The following is a 13,263-nucleotide window of genomic DNA, read 5'->3' as shown; positions in this document are numbered from 1 at the left end:
CCCGGCCGAGGGGGCTCGGCCATGTCCGGGCACGGACCGTCCGGGCGGACCGCCACGCAGGGTCATCGGCGCCGCCGCTCACCGGAGTTCGGACACGTAGCGGTCGGTGCCCGGGACGGTGGGCACGAAGGGGGCCACCAGCTCGACGCGGCCCAGGCCGCGGGCGGCGACCTCGGCCTCCAGGCCGGTGAAGTGCGCCGTCCAGGCGCGGCGCGGGTCCTCCTCCAGGAACCACAGCAGGGTGAGCCGGGTGTCCACCCCCTCGACCTGCTTGACGTAGGACATCCGGTCGCCGGGCAGCGGCGTCGGCCGGAAGACGGTGACCAGCGCCGACGGCGAGTCGGCCAGGCGTCGCGGCAGGTGGTCGGAGCGCAGCCAGTCCAGCAGGGCGGCGCGCGACTGCGGGCCGTCGGCGTCGATGACCTCCAGGACCAGTCCGGCGTAGGGGTGGTCGAGGGCGTGGAAGTCGCGGGGGCCGGACGGGCCGTCGCGGTAGACGGTCGCCGCGTGGTCCTGGAAGGCGGTGAAGACGTGGGTGCGGTCGTGGTGGACCCGACCGTCGCGGTTGAGGCGCTGGTTGACGGCGACGGTCCACCGCATGTGGGCGTCGTAGCGGCCCTCGGTGAGCCAGTAGGTGGAGAGGTAGCAGCCGGCGGTGACCGGGCGGGCGACCGCGGAGCGCGCGGGGTAGCGCAGGAGTTGCAGGTCGCGGGTGGCGACCCAGCGGCGGCCGGCGAACATCCAGGGCATCGCCATCGCGCCGGCGATGTAGTGGTCGTCCTCGTACCAGCGGTTGTAGGCGCGTTCGTGGCCGGGGTGCGGCTCGACCATGGTGATCAGGGCGTGGCCGGGGCGGACGCCGTAGGGGCCGGTGGCGGGCAGGGCGGCGTAGGCGGCGAGTTCGTCGGCGGCGTGGTCGGCGGCGGCTTCCCGGTGGGTGCGGTGGTCGTCGGTCGTCATGGCGGTCAGGTGTAGCTGACGTGGCGTCAGAAGGGGAGGGGTGCGGTCGGGGAATCGCGGCGGTGGTTCACGATGCGGGCACTTCCGTCCGGCCGGCCGGGACGCGTCTAAGCTGCCCGGCAGCCGCTGCTAACGATGGTTAACGCGGCGTACGAGCGAATGGAGCTGCCATGTCGGACCAGGCCCTGCCCCTTGCCACCGCCCCCGTTCCCGAGTTCGCCGCGCGGGCGGTCCGGACCGGCGGCTCGCCCGTACGCGACATCCTGGCGCTGACCGCCCGGCCGGAGGTGATCTCGTTCGCCGGCGGGCTGCCCGCGCCCGAACTCTTCGACGTCGAGGGGATATCCGCGGCGTTCCGGGAGGTGCTGGCGCAGGCACCCCGGCAGGCCCTGCAGTACTCGACCAGTGAGGGCGATCCGGCGCTGCGGGCGGCCGTGGCGGCGCGCACCACGGCGCGCGGGCTGCCCACCGACGCCGACGACCTGTTGGTGACCACCGGTTCCCAGCAGGGGCTGACGCTGCTGGCGGCCGCACTGCTGGAGCCGGGTGACGTGGTCCTGGTCGAGGACCCCTGCTACCTGGCGGCGTTGCAGATCTTCTCGCTCGCGGGCGCCCGGGTGGTGCCGGTGCCGACCGACGACGAGGGCCTGGACCCGGTGGCGCTGGACGAGTTGGCCGCCCGCGAGCGGCCCAAGCTGCTCTACGTCATCCCGACGTTCCAGAACCCCACCGGGCGGACGCTCGGCGCCGAGCGGCGGGCCGCGGTCGCCGAGGTGGCCGCCCGGCGCGGGCTGTGGATCGCCGAGGACGACCCGTACGGGGAGCTGCGCTTCGAGGGGGAGCCGCAGCGCTGGGTGGCGTCCTTCCCGGGGGCGGAGGACCGGACGGTGCTGCTCGGTTCGTTCTCCAAGGTGCTGGCGCCCGGGCTGCGGCTGGGCACGCTGCGGGCCCCGGCGGCGCTGCGGCGGGCCTGCGTCATCGGCAAGCAGGCCGCCGACCTGCACACTTCCACCATCGACCAGGCCGCCGCGGCACGGTACTTGGCGGCCTCGGACCTGGACGCGCACCTGGCCCGGGTCACGGACGCCTACCGGGAGCGGCGGAACGCCCTGGTGGACGGGCTGGCCGGGGCGCTTCCCGAGGGCTCGCGGTGGAACCGCCCGGCGGGCGGGATGTTCGTGTGGGCGACGCTGCCCGCGGGGTGGGACGCGTCCGCACTGCTGCCGGAGGTGGTGCGGCACGACGTGGCGTACGTCCCGGGCGCACCGTTCTTCGCCGGGCGGCCGGATCCGGCGGCGGTCCGGCTGTCGTTCGTGACCCACCCGCCGCAGGAGATCGCGACGGGGCTGCGACGGCTGGGGGCGGCGCTGGCGGCGGCGCGGCGGGCCGGGTAACGGAGCGGGCGGGGCAACGGGTCGGGCGGGCCGGGGCGGGGGCCCGTCGGCGGCGGCCTTCCCTTCGGCGCGCGGCGGGCCTAGCCTGGCCTCTCCCCCATTAACTGACGCTCCGTCAGGTCCGGGGGGACGGACACTGACGCGGGCCGGCCGGCAGGAGGGTGCCGCATGCTGCTGCGCGACAAGACCGTCATCGTCTCCGGGGTCGGCGCCGGGCTCGGCCACCAGGTCGCGGCGGCGTGCGTGCGGGACGGCGCCCGGGTCGTGCTCGGCGCGCGCACGGAAGGCAACCTCGCGGCGACGGCGGGGCGGATCGACGCCGCGGGGGACCGGACCGCCTGGCGGGCCACCGACATCGCCGACGAGGAGCAGTGCACGGCGCTGGCCGGGCTGGCCGTGGCGCGGTTCGGCGGGATCGACGCGGTGATCCACGTCGCGGCGCTGGACGGGCACCTCGGGGGCCTGCGGGACGCCGACTTCGACACCTGGCGGCAGGTGGTGGACGTCAACCTCTTCGGCACGCTGCGGATGACCCGGGCCTGCCTGCCGGCGATGACTGCGGGCGGCGGCGGGTCGGTGGTGATGATCGGCACCCAGTCGTCGGTGGCCGCGCCCTCGCAGGTGCAGCAGGCGGCGTACGCGGCGTCCAAGGGCGGACTGGTGTCGGCGATGTACTCGCTGGCGCGGGAGGTGGGGCCGGACCGCATCCGGGTCAACACCGTGCAGCCGGGCTGGATGTGGGGTCCACCGGTCGCGGGGTACGTGCGGTACGCGGCGCAGACCGAGGGGGTGCCGGAGTCGGAGGTGCTGGACCGGCTCGCCGGGCGGATGGCGCTGCCCGACCTGGCCACGGACGCGGACGTGGCGGAGGCGGCGGTCTTCCTCGCCTCGGACCGGGCGCGGGCCATCACGGGCCAGTCGCTGCTGGTGAACGCCGGGGAGCTGATGCGGTAGCGGTCACCGCGGACGCGCGAAGGGCCGTACGGGGCACCCGTCCCGTACGGCCCTTCGCGCATGCGCCGGCGGGCGCGGGCCGGGCGGCGCGGTTCGTTCGCTTCGGTGACCTGCGTTCATATCCATGACCGTCGAGACCCTTGACCGACGGCCGCGTGGAACGGTTCAATCCCCAAAGTTCCCGCTCACAAGCGGGGACTTGGCGCCGCAGGACCGCATCACGACGACGTGCTTCCACATCTGGAACGTTCACAAGGCGGACCCCTGGAGGGGGCATGAACAGTCTCGACTGGGCCGTGCTCATCGGCTACTTCGGCGTGATGGTCGCGATCGGGGCGTGGTCGCACCGGCGGGTCGCGGACGTCGGCGACTTCTTCACCGCCGGCGGCCGGATGCCGTGGTGGCTGTCCGGCATCTCGCACCACATGTCCGGCTACAGCGCGGTGATGTTCACCGGGTACGCGGGCATCGCCTACCAGTACGGCATCACCTCGTACGTCACCTGGTCCTTCCCGATCGCCGTCGGGATCGCCATCGGGGCCCGGCTGTTCGCCGGCCGGCTGAACCGGCTGCGGTCCCGCCTGGGAGTCGCCTCGCCGCTGGAGTACCTCAAGGACCGCTACGACCTGTCCACGCAGCAGGCACTCGCCTGGTCCGGGGTACTGCTGAAGATCGTGGACGTGGGCGCCAAGTGGGCGGCGATCGCGACCCTGTTGACGGTCTTCACCGGCATCTCCCTCAACCAGGGCATCCTCATCACCGGGGTGATCACCGGGATCTACTGCACGGTCGGCGGGCTGTGGGCGGACGCGCTGACCGAGCTGGGCCAGTTCGTCATCCAGCTGCTGGCCGGGGTGGCGATGGTGGTGGCGGTGCTGGGGGAGCTGGGCGGCGTCAGCGGGTTGTGGACGCTGTGGGACCGGCTGCCGGCCGGCCACGCCCAGCCGACCGCCGGCCCGTACACCGTGACCTTCCTGCTGGCCTACCTCTTCATCAAGACCTTCGAGTACAGCGGCGGGATGTGGAACCAGGCCCAGCGCTACATGGCCACCCGCACCGCCCGGGAGGCGCGGCGGTCGGCGCTGCTGTCGGCGGCGCTGTGGTTCGTCTGGCCGGTCGTGCTGTTCTTCCCGATGTGGGCGGCGCCGCTGCTGGTGACGAGCGGCAGGCCGGACGCCTCCGACGCCTACGCGCTGTTGACCGAACGGCTGTTGCCGCACGGCCTGTTGGGGCTCGTCGTGGTCGGGTTCTTCTCGCACACCATGGCCATGTGCTCCTCGGATGCCAACGCGATCTCCGCGGTCTTCACCCGGGACATCGCGCCGGCGGTGTCGGCGCGGGCCCGGGCGTGGTCGCAGCGGGCCGGGCTGGTGGCGGCGCGACTGTCGACGGTGTGCTTCCTGGCGCTGTCGATGGCGATCGCGACGCAGGTCAACTCGCCGGCGTTCAAGGACATCATCACCGTGGTCATCAAGTGGGTGGCCGGGCTGGTCGGGCCGGTGTCCATCCCGTTCCTGCTGGGGATGGTGCCGCTCTTCCGCCGGTCCGGGCCGACGGCGGCGCTGGTGTCCTGGGCGGCCGGCCTGGTGGCGTTCTGGCTGACCAACTACGGCCTGGACGGCGTCCAGTTGCAGGTGCAGATCGTGGCGCCGGTGGCGACGTCGCTGGTGCTGTTCGTCCTGCTGGGGCTGGTGCGGCCGGAGCCGAGCGCGGCGCGCGACGCGCTGTTGGCGCGGATCAACGACGGGGACGACGGGGATGAGGGGGACGCGGGGGACGGGGCGGCCCGGTCGGCGGCGGCGGCGGACGGGGCCTGACCGGCCCGGCCGGCGGGGGTCAGGCGCGGGGGTAGCGGGCCAGCCAGCCGGCGGCGGAGCCCGCCGGGCCGTGCAGGGCGGGGCCCTGGGTCATCTCCATGGCGAAGTCGTCGGCGAGTTGCAGGATGGTGGCGCGGCCCTCCAGCTCGACCAGCCAGTTGGGGGGCAGTGCGGTCTCGCCGTGCAGGGCGCCGAGGAGGTTGCCGCAGACGGCGCCGGTGGAGTCGCTGTCGCCGCCGTGGTTGACGGCGAGCAGCAGGCCGTGCCGGACGTCCTCGGCGACCAGGGCGCAGTACACCCCGATCGACAGGGCCTCCTCGGCGGTCCAGCCCTCGCCGAGCGACTCGACCCGGGCGGGCGTCGGCATGCCCTGTCGCACGGCGCCCAGGGCCCGCTTGAGCGCGTCGGTGGTCTCCTCGTGGTCGGGGCGGGTGGCGAGGTGGGCCAGGGCCTTTTGGACCGCACCGTCCAGGTCCTCGCCGCGCGCCAACGAGTGGCTGATCACGGCGAACGCGCCGGCCGCGAGGTAGCCGGTGGGGTGGCCGTGGGTCTGTGCCGCGCATTCGACGGCGAGTTGGAAGACCAGCTGCGGTTCCCAGCCGACGAGCAGGCCGAACGGGGCGGAGCGCATCACCGCGCCGCACCCCTTGGAGTCGGGGTTCTTCGGCTTGTCAAGGGTGCCCATCACCTCGTCGCCGAGGCCGCTCAGGCAGGCCCGGCCGGGGGCCCGGCGGGCGTAGAGCCACTCCTCGCGGGCCAGCCAGCCGTCGTCGTCCTTGCGCTCGTCGGGGCCCCAGTCGCGCTGGGTGGCGGCCCAGCGGAGGTAGGCGCGGTGGACGTCGGTGGGCGGGTGCCAGGCACCGGTGTCGCGGCGGACCTGGGCGCGGATCAGGCCGTCCATGGTGAAGAGGGTCATCTGGGTGTCGTCGGTGACCGCGCCGCGCCGCCCGAAGGCGGGGACGAGGTCGATCACGCCGTCCTGGCCGTGGGCGTCGCGGATCGCGTCCAGCGAGTCGAACTCGACGGCGGCGCCGAGCGCGTCACCGATCGCGCCGCCCAGCAGGCAGCCGCGCACCCGGCTGCGGAAGTCCTGCTGCTCGGCGCGGCCCCAGATGGCGCTGCCTCCTGCCGCTGCGCTCACGCCGACACCTCGCTCCGCTCGTCCGCCCGGTCCCGGGGCCGTGCGGAGGCCCCTGGCGAAGCACTGTATCGACCGGGAATGATCGAAACTGGGCCGGGTTTGTATCAGGTCCGTATCGTGATCTGACGGGTGGGACGGTCCGCCGCCCGTGACCGCCCCGGGCGGGCCACCGGCCGGTTGGCCGGTTGGCCGGTTGGCTGACGGGTTCCCGTTCCGACCGCCCGTTCGATGATGGTGCCGCCACCCGCTGGGCATGCTCTTCCCATGTCCGAGTACGAGTGGGATCGCACCACGATGGCCGTCGTCGCCTCGGCCCTGTCCGGCGACAGCGACGGCGCGGTCGAACTCCTCCGACCGCTCCCCCAACGCGACGTGTGCCACGTCGCGGTGCGGCTGGCCGCGATGGCCGCCGACGCGCTGATCGTCGCCGCTCAGGACGCCGGTGGCGACCGCGAGGAGGCGCTGTCGCAGTGGCAGCAGTGCATCCTCCAGCACGAGGCGGAGCACAGCGGGGAGTGACGGTGCCGGCCCGGCGGGCGGGGACGCCTCCCCCCGCCCGCCGGGCCGGCTCCGCGTGCGGGCGGCTACTCCACCACCGGCAGCAGCTCCGGCAGGTGGCCGTCGGACGCCAGCGCGGCGGCCTGGCGCTCGGCGGGGACGGTGCCGTAGGTGGTGGTGCGGGGGCGGGCCGGGCGGCCGGCGAGCTCGGCGATGCCGACCAGGTCCTGGAGGGAGCGGTAGGAGCCGTAGCTCGATCCGGCCATCCGGGAGATGGTCTCCTCCATCAGCGTGCCGCCGAGGTCGTTGGCGCCGGAGCGGAGCATCTCCGCGGCGCCCTCGGTGCCCAGTTTCACCCAGCTGGTCTGGATGTTGGTGATGTGCGGGTGGAGCAGGATCCGGGCCATCGCCGTCACCGCGCGGTTGTCGCGGGTGGTGGGGCCGGGGCGGGCGATGCCGGCGAGGTAGACCGGGGCGTTGGTGTGGATGAAGGGCAGCGTGACGAACTCGGTGAAGCCCTCGACGCCCTTGGCCAGCGCGGACCGCTGGATGTCGGCGAGCAGCCGGAGGTGGCCGAGCCAGTGCCGGGGCTGGTCCACGTGCCCGTACATCATCGTCGAGGAGGTGCGGATGCCCAGCTCGTGGGCGGTCTTGATGACCTCGACCCAGGTGGCGGTGGGGAGTTTGCCCTTGGTGAGGATCCAGCGGACCTCGTCGTCGAGGATCTCCGCGGCGGTGCCGGGCAGGGTGTCCAGGCCGGCGGCCTTGGCCTCGGTCAGCCACTCCCGGAGGGACAGGCCGGTGCGGGTCGCCCCGTTGACCACCTCCATCGGGGAGAAGGCGTGCACGTGCATGCCGGGGACCCGTTCCTTGACCGCGCGGGCGATGTCGAAGTAGGCCGTGCCGGGCAGGTCGGGGTGGATGCCGCCCTGCATGCAGACCTCCACCGCGCCCACGTCCCACGCCTGTTGGGCGCGGTCGGCGACCTGGGAGAGGGAGAGGGTGTAGGCGTCGGCGTCCGTGCGGCGCTGGGCGAAGGCGCAGAACCGGCAGCCGGTGTAGCAGACGTTGGTGAAGTTGATGTTCCGGGTGACGATGTACGTGACGGCGTCGCCCACCGTGGCGCGGCGCAGGTCGTCGGCGATCCGGCAGAGCGCGTCCAGCGCCGGACCGTCGGCGTGCAGCAGCGCGAGCGCCTCGTCGTCGGTGAGCTTGGTGGGGTCGTCGGCGGCCTGCGAGAGGGCCTGGCGGACGTCGGCGTCCAGACGGGAGGGCACCATGCCGGGCGCGGCGGCCTCGCGCAGCTCCGCCCAGTCGCCGTAGACCTCGTCGAAGTCGTCCCGGCGGTCCGCCGTGCGCCCCTCGGTGTCGATGGTGCGGTGCAGGTCCGTGCGGCCGGTGGCGACGAAGCCCTCGTCGGGCTCCTGCCAGGGGCGGCCGGTCACCGCGGCGTCCTCCCGGGCCAGGCCGGTGGCCGGGTCGGCGAGGGCGGTGACGTGCGGCAGCAGCCGCGGGTCCAGCCAGGGCTCGCCACGCCGGACGAACTCCGGGTAGACCGCCAGGCGTTCGTGCAGGCGGAAGCCCTCGGTCGCGGAGTGCTCGGCGAGCGTGTCGATCTGGGGCCAGGGCCGCTCGGGGTTGACGTGGTCCGGGGTGAGCGGGGAGACACCGCCCCAGTCGTCGATGCCGGCCCGGATCAGCCGGCCGTACTCCTCGTCGACGAGGTTGGGCGGCGCCTGGAGGCAGGCGGACGGGCCCATGAGGTGCCGGGCGACGGCCACCGTGGCGACGAGTTCGTCGAGTTCGGCGTCGGGCATGCCGCGCATCGCGGTGTCCGGCTTGGCGCGGAAGTTCTGCAGGATCAGCTCCTGGACGCCGTGGTAGGCGCGGGAGACGCGGCGCAGCGCGAACAGCGAGTCGGCGCGCTCCTCGTAGGTCTCCCCGATGCCGATCAGCAGGCCGCTGGTGAACGGGACGGAGCTGCGCCCGGCGTCCTCCAGGACGCGCAGCCGCACCGCGGGCTCCTTGTCCGGCGAGCCGTAGTGGGGGCCGCCGGGCTCGCTCCACAGGCGCTCGGCGGTGGTCTCCAGCATCATGCCCATCGACGGGGCGACGGGCTTGAGGCGCTGGAAGTCCGTCCACGACAGCACGCCGGGGTTGAGGTGGGGCAGCAGCCCGGTCTCCTCCAGGATGCGGATGGCGATGGCGCGGACGTAGGCGATGGTGTCGTCGTACCCCTCGGCCTCCAGCCACTCGCGCGCCTCGGGCCAGCGCTCCTCCGGCTTGTCCCCGAGGGTGATCAGGGCTTCCTTGCAGCCGAGTTCGGCGCCGCGGCGGGCGATCGCCAGCACCTCGTCCGGGGACATGAACATCCCGTGGCCGGCGCGGCGGAGCTTGCCGGGGACGGTGACGAAGGTGCAGTAGTGGCACTTGTCGCGGCACAGGCGCGTCAGGGGGATGAAGACGCTCTTGGAGTACGTGATGACACCGGGGCGGCCGGCGGCCTCCAGGCCGGCGTCGCGGACCCGGGCCGCGGAGGCGCACAGGTCCTCCAGGTCCTCGCCGCGCGCCTGGAGGAGCACGGCGGCCTCGGTGACGTCCAGGGCCACCCCGTCCCGGGCCCGCTTGAGCGCCCTGCGCATCGCGTTGGCCGTCGGCCGCGGGGGTGCGGCACTGCGGTCGGGCCCGTCCGACACCTGGTCAGATCCCTGGCGGGAGCCCTGGTCAGATCCCTGCGCGCTGGAAGTCATGACCCGAGCATACGAGCGAGGACCGACATCTCCGCCGCCGGAAGCGGAGCGATCCGTGTGCTGCTGATCACGTCAAACGGAGGCAATCTCCGTTCGGGCGGGCGGGACCGGCACGACGCCCGCGGCACGCCGACGGCTGGTCCGGCCGGGCCGGACCAGCGGCGGGCACCACCACGGTCAGAGGGAGTTCAGCAGTTCCTCGGAGTAGGTCCGGGTCAGGAACTCCATGGCGTGGCCGTCGGGGTCGTCGACGTACACGCCCCGGCCGCCGTCGTGGTGGTTGATCTGCTGCGGCCTGGAGTGCCGCGGGTCCGCCCAGTACGGCAGGTCACGCTTCTGTATGCGGGCCAGGATCTTGTCGAACTCCTCCTCCGTCACCAGGAACGCGTAGTGCGTGGCGACGAATTCCCGGCCGCCGGCGACGTGCTCCGCGTAGTCGAGGGTCACCCCGTTGTCCATCCTCAGCGCGGCGAACGGGCCGAACGCCTTGGGTTCGGGGGCGTCCAGCAGCTCGGCAAGGAAACGAGCCGAGGCGAAGCGGTCCTTGCTGTGCACGATCGTGTGGTCGAGGCTGGGCATGGCGTCTCCTTGATCTTTCGATGTGATCTCCGAGAGTTCGACGGAACTCTTTCGGGGAGGTGGTCCCTGGTGCCTTCACCTTCGACGCTACGCCCGGCGCCCACCGGGCGGATCGGTCTGAGGTACCGCTCCACCGGTGCGACGCCGTACGCCGCTGGGCCTAGGTACCACCGGGCCCCGGGCCGCCCCGGCCCTGCCGGGTCACAGGTACTGCGCGAAGTCGTCCAGGGTCCGCAGCACCTCCGCCTCGCCCGCCGCCGGCAGTTGGAGCACCACCTCCGGCACGCCCAGCTCCCGGAAGTGCGCCATCTTCCCCGGCGTGGGTCGGACCGCGTACGGCACCACCGCCGGCTCGCCCGCCCGGCCCGCGTCCGCCCAGGCGCGCCGCAGCGCCGGCAGGCTCTCCGACAGCCCGCCGCCACCGATCGGCAGCCAGCCGTCCGCGGTGGCCGCGATCTCCGCCAGCAGCTTGGGGCCGGCCGCGCCGCCCAACAGCACGCGCGGCGCGCCGCCGACCGGCTTGGGGTGGGCGAACGAGGCCCGGACCGAGCCGAAGGGGCCCTCGTAGGCGGTCGGTTCGTCGGCCCACAGGGCGCGCATCAGCGCCAGCCGGTCCCGCACCAGGGCCCGCCGGGTCGACCACTGCACCCCGTGGTCGGCCGCCTCCTCCACGTTCCAGCCGTAGCCGACACCGAGGGTGAAACGACCGCCGGAGAGGTGGTCCAGCGTGGCCACCTGCTTGGCCAGGTCGACCGGGTCGTGCTGGGCGACGAGCGTGATGCCGGTGCCCAGGCGCAGCCGCTCGGTGACCGCGGCGGCCTGGCCGAGGGCGAGGAACGCATCGAGGGTCCGGCCGTACTCCCGGGGCAGCGGCTCGCCCATCGGGGCCGGGGTGTCCCGGGACGCCGGGATGTGGGTGTGTTCGGGCAGGTACAGCCCGTCGAAGCCGCGCTGCTCCAACTCCTGGGCCAGCCGGGTCGGCCGGATCGTCTCGTCGGTCAGGAACAGCGTGGTCGCGATCCGCATGCTGGGGCCTCCGCGTCGGGTGGTCGGTCGTGGTGAGCGGTCGGGGTGGTCGGTCGTGGGTGGCGGTCGAAGGTTGCTCGTGGTCGGGAACGGCTCGTGGTCGGGGGCTGCTCGTGGTCGGGGGCTGCTCGTGGTCGGGCGTGGCGGAACGGACGGGTGCGCAGGCCGCCGGTCGGGCCGGTGCGGACGCCGGCCGGGCCGGTGGGGTGACCGCATGTTGCCGCACCGCCCGCGAGTTATCCACAGGGCTTTCCCCGCGTGTCACACACGCGTAGAACAGTTTTCACAGCGCGCAACGACGCGGAGACGGCACGACACCGGCACCGGCACCGGCCGGCACGCCGCCGCCGACCGTCCCGAGCGCGCGGCACGACCCGCGGCGGACGGCCGCGGCGCACCGCACACCGACCACGCACGACCGATCGCGACGACGCAAGGGGGCGGAGATGGAGCGACGCGACGTACTGAGACTCTCGGCGGCCGCCGGCACGGCCGGCACACTGCCGCTCGGCCGGCTGAGCTTCGCCGAGGCGGCACCGGCCACCGGACCGCACCCGGACGGGCCGGCCGAGCAGCAGCGCACGGTCACCGGCCGGCTCCCGGTCGGCGCACCCGACTTCGTCTACCTCCCCGTCGACGTCCCGCACGGCGTCCGGGAGATCGCCGTCGCGTACCGCTACGACAAGCCACCGGTCCCCGACGGCACCGCCGGCAACGCCTGCGACATCGGCATCTTCGACGAGCGCGGCACGGCACCGGGCGGCGCCGGCTTCCGCGGCTGGTCGGGCGGGGCCCGCACGGAGTTCTTCCTGCGCGCCGACGACGCCACCCCCGGCTACCTCCCGGGCCCCGTCAACGCCGGCACCTGGCACATCGCCCTCGGCCCGTACACCGTCGCCCCCCAGGGCCTGGCCTACGAGGTCACCGTCACCCTGCGGCACGGCCCACCGGGGACGACCCCGACGCCCGTCCACCCGCCGGAGCGGGCCCGGGGCCGCGGCCGCGCCTGGTACCGCGGCGACAGCCACCTGCACTCCGTGCACTCCGACGGCAAGCGCACCCCGGCCCGGATCGCGGCACTCGCCCGGGCCGCCGGGCTCGACTTCATCACCACCACCGAGCACAACACCACCGCCAGTCACCGCGCCTGGGAGGGGCTGTGGGGTGACGACCTGCTGATCCTCACCGGCGAGGAGGTCACCACCCGCAACGGCCACGTGGTGGCGATGGGCACCGACCCCGGCGTCTTCATCGACTGGCGCTACCGGGCCCGGGACCACGCCTTCGGCCGATACGCCCGGGCCATCCGCCGCGCCGGCGGCCTGGTCATCCCGGCCCACCCGCACGCCCCCTGCGTCGGCTGCAGCTGGAAGTTCGGACTCGCCGACGCCGACGCGGTCGAGGTGTGGAACGGCCCGTACGGCCCCGACGACGAGATCACCCTCGCCACGTGGGACGACGCCCTGGTCGCGCACGTCCGGGACGGCGCCGCCTGGCTGCCCGCCGTCGGGCACAGCGACGCCCACCGCGACCCGGACGTGGTCGGCCTGCCGCAGACCGTCGTCCTGGCCGACGACCTCTCCCGCCGGGCCCTGCTGGACGGCATTCGCGCCGGCCGGGCGTGGATCGCCGAGTCCGCCGGGATCGACCTCGCGTTCACCGTCACCGGCCCGCGCGGCGAGCACGCCGGGATCGGCGAACGCCTGGCACTGCCCGGCCCGGCCGCGGTCACCGCCCGACTGGCCGTCTCCGGGGCGCCCGGCTGCACGGTCTCCTTCGTCACCGACCAGGGCCGCCGGCACACCGCACCGCTGCCACCGTCCGGCACCGGCACGCTCACCTGGTCGACCACACCCGACAACGCCGCCTACATACGCGTCGAGGTCCGCCACCCGTCAACGGCGGCGGACCTCCCGGGCCCGATGGCAGCGCTCACCAACCCGATCTTCCTGGGGCGGTGGTAGCGCCGGAGCGGCGTGGGGTGGGGTGGGGGTGGGGTGGGTGGGGGCCGGGGGCGGGGGGGGGGAGGCCCCCAAGCTCCAAGCCTCAGGCCCCAAGGGCCCCAAGCCCCCCCCCCCCCCCCCCCCCCCCTCCTCTCCCCCCCCCCCCCCCCCCCCCTCCCCCCCCCCCCCCCCCCCCCCCGG

10 protein-coding genes are annotated in these 13,263 nt (G+C 74.2%); 5 read left to right on the top strand and 5 right to left on the bottom strand.

The genetic code is table 11. From position 1 onward, the window contains the following. Window positions 1-78: 78 nt before the first annotated feature. The gene (locus ABD385_RS37945; protein ID WP_344584410.1) at window positions 79-960 is read right to left on the bottom strand and encodes a hypothetical protein; all 882 of its coding nucleotides are present in this window, start codon (window positions 958-960) and stop codon (window positions 79-81) included. 170 nt (window positions 961-1,130) lie between these two features. Between ABD385_RS37945 and ABD385_RS37940 the strand changes: the two genes are divergently transcribed. The 3 genes from ABD385_RS37940 to ABD385_RS37930 all read left to right on the top strand — a co-directional run bounded on the left by ABD385_RS37940 (window position 1,131) and on the right by ABD385_RS37930 (window position 5,125). Continuing rightward, window positions 1,131-2,354 carry an aminotransferase-like domain-containing protein gene (locus tag ABD385_RS37940; RefSeq protein ID WP_344584408.1) on the top strand — a complete coding sequence of 408 codons (1,224 nt, stop codon included), beginning with the start codon at window positions 1,131-1,133 and terminating at the stop codon, window positions 2,352-2,354. 168 nt (window positions 2,355-2,522) lie between these two features. Continuing rightward, window positions 2,523-3,308 carry an SDR family oxidoreductase gene (locus ABD385_RS37935; protein ID WP_344584407.1) on the top strand — a complete coding sequence of 262 codons (786 nt, stop codon included), beginning with the start codon at window positions 2,523-2,525 and terminating at the stop codon, window positions 3,306-3,308. Window positions 3,309-3,583: 275 nt separating this feature from the next. Beyond that, window positions 3,584-5,125 carry a sodium:solute symporter family protein gene (locus tag ABD385_RS37930; protein ID WP_344584405.1) on the top strand — a complete coding sequence of 514 codons (1,542 nt, stop codon included), beginning with the start codon at window positions 3,584-3,586 and terminating at the stop codon, window positions 5,123-5,125. Between the two features lie 19 nt (window positions 5,126-5,144). Here ABD385_RS37930 and ABD385_RS37925 read toward each other — a convergent pair whose 3' ends face one another. Then, window positions 5,145-6,266 carry an ADP-ribosylglycohydrolase family protein gene (locus ABD385_RS37925; protein WP_344584403.1) on the bottom strand — a complete coding sequence of 374 codons (1,122 nt, stop codon included), beginning with the start codon at window positions 6,264-6,266 and terminating at the stop codon, window positions 5,145-5,147. Window positions 6,267-6,530: 264 nt separating this feature from the next. Between ABD385_RS37925 and ABD385_RS37920 the strand changes: the two genes are divergently transcribed. Further along, a complete protein-coding gene (locus ABD385_RS37920) occupies window positions 6,531-6,785 on the top strand; it encodes a hypothetical protein (protein ID WP_018538657.1) in 255 nt (84 codons plus the stop codon). A 65-nt stretch (window positions 6,786-6,850) separates the two neighbouring features. On the opposite strand, the gene ABD385_RS37915 is transcribed toward ABD385_RS37920, so the two are convergent. The 3 genes from ABD385_RS37915 to ABD385_RS37905 all read right to left on the bottom strand — a co-directional run bounded on the left by ABD385_RS37915 (window position 6,851) and on the right by ABD385_RS37905 (window position 11,119). Next, on the bottom strand, window positions 6,851-9,514 hold the full coding sequence (locus ABD385_RS37915; protein WP_344584400.1) for a bifunctional FO biosynthesis protein CofGH: 2,664 nt from the start codon (window positions 9,512-9,514) through the stop codon (window positions 6,851-6,853). Window positions 9,515-9,691: 177 nt separating this feature from the next. Beyond that, on the bottom strand, window positions 9,692-10,093 hold the full coding sequence (locus ABD385_RS37910) for a VOC family protein (RefSeq protein ID WP_344584399.1): 402 nt from the start codon (window positions 10,091-10,093) through the stop codon (window positions 9,692-9,694). Between the two features lie 201 nt (window positions 10,094-10,294). Beyond that, complete coding sequence (locus tag ABD385_RS37905; protein ID WP_344584397.1) at window positions 10,295-11,119, bottom strand: TIGR03619 family F420-dependent LLM class oxidoreductase; 825 nt, start codon at window positions 11,117-11,119, stop codon at window positions 10,295-10,297. 446 nt (window positions 11,120-11,565) lie between these two features. On the opposite strand from ABD385_RS37905, the gene ABD385_RS37900 reads away from it, so the two are divergent. Beyond that, window positions 11,566-13,083, top strand: coding sequence for a CehA/McbA family metallohydrolase (locus tag ABD385_RS37900; protein WP_344584396.1), 1,518 nt, complete (start codon window positions 11,566-11,568; stop codon window positions 13,081-13,083). Window positions 13,084-13,263 lie beyond the last annotated feature (180 nt).

It is taken from the genome of Streptomyces lunalinharesii (genome assembly GCF_039532155.1).
GTDB lineage: Bacteria > Actinomycetota > Actinomycetes > Streptomycetales > Streptomycetaceae > Streptomyces > Streptomyces lunalinharesii.
Note: the sequence above shows the minus strand (reverse complement) of the source record. Positions and strands in the feature narration are given on the sequence as shown.

Bases quoted from the DNA above. Each gene is read 5' to 3' on its own strand.
- ABD385_RS37905 (WP_344584397.1), bottom strand. From the start codon at position 11,119: ATGCGGATCGCGACCACGCTGTTCCTGACCGACGAGACGATCCGGCCG.
- ABD385_RS37935 (WP_344584407.1), top strand. From the start codon at position 2,523: ATGCTGCTGCGCGACAAGACCGTCATCGTCTCCGGGGTCGGCGCCGGG.
- ABD385_RS37930 (WP_344584405.1), top strand. From the start codon at position 3,584: ATGAACAGTCTCGACTGGGCCGTGCTCATCGGCTACTTCGGCGTGATG.
- ABD385_RS37900 (WP_344584396.1), top strand. From the start codon at position 11,566: ATGGAGCGACGCGACGTACTGAGACTCTCGGCGGCCGCCGGCACGGCC.
- ABD385_RS37945 (WP_344584410.1), bottom strand. From the start codon at position 960: ATGACGACCGACGACCACCGCACCCACCGGGAAGCCGCCGCCGACCAC.
- ABD385_RS37920 (WP_018538657.1), top strand. From the start codon at position 6,531: ATGTCCGAGTACGAGTGGGATCGCACCACGATGGCCGTCGTCGCCTCG.
- ABD385_RS37915 (WP_344584400.1), bottom strand. From the start codon at position 9,514: ATGACTTCCAGCGCGCAGGGATCTGACCAGGGCTCCCGCCAGGGATCT.
- ABD385_RS37940 (WP_344584408.1), top strand. From the start codon at position 1,131: ATGTCGGACCAGGCCCTGCCCCTTGCCACCGCCCCCGTTCCCGAGTTC.
- ABD385_RS37910 (WP_344584399.1), bottom strand. From the start codon at position 10,093: ATGCCCAGCCTCGACCACACGATCGTGCACAGCAAGGACCGCTTCGCC.